Below are 582 nucleotides of genomic sequence, written 5' to 3'. Positions count from 1 at the left end.
CCAGTAGAGTTGGAGATTGTTTATCAAGATGAGTATTTTGTTGCGGTGAACAAGCCCGCCGGCATGTTGGTTCATCGCAGTTGGCTAGATAAACACGAAACTCAGTTTGTCATGCAGACTCTGCGAGACCAAATTGGTCAGCATGTCTTTCCGTTGCATCGCTTGGATCGTCCGACTTCTGGCGTTTTGGTGTTTGCGCTCTCCAGTGAAGTGGCTTCTCAAGTGATGCCTATGTTTGCTGAGCACAAAATGGAGAAGACCTATCACGCGATTGTCCGTGGTTGGATTGAGGAAGAGGGCGTTTTAGATTACGCGTTAAAAGTCGAACTAGACAAAATTGCAGATAAGTTCGCCTCCCAAGAGAAAGAAGCTCAAGAGGCCGTAACCGCTTACAAACCACTGGCGAAAGTGGAAGTGCCTTATTCGACGGGCAAGTTCCCAACAACGCGCTACTGTTTGATGGAAATGAAGCCAAAGACAGGGCGTAAGCATCAGTTGCGTCGTCACATGGCTCACCTACGTCATCCAATCGTTGGTGATACGACACACGGTGATGGCAAGCACAACAAGTTGTACCGTACC

1 protein-coding gene is annotated in these 582 nt (G+C 48.5%); it reads left to right on the top strand.

Translation table 11 applies throughout. The features are described 5' to 3' along the window. Positions 1-582: tRNA pseudouridine(65) synthase TruC (gene truC, locus R7Z50_RS29380; RefSeq protein ID WP_318150000.1), on the top strand; the 582-nt coding region annotated here is incomplete at both ends.

The sequence above is a fragment of the Vibrio sp. 1249-1 genome, assembly GCF_033340495.1.
Note: the sequence above shows the minus strand (reverse complement) of the source record. Positions and strands in the feature narration are given on the sequence as shown.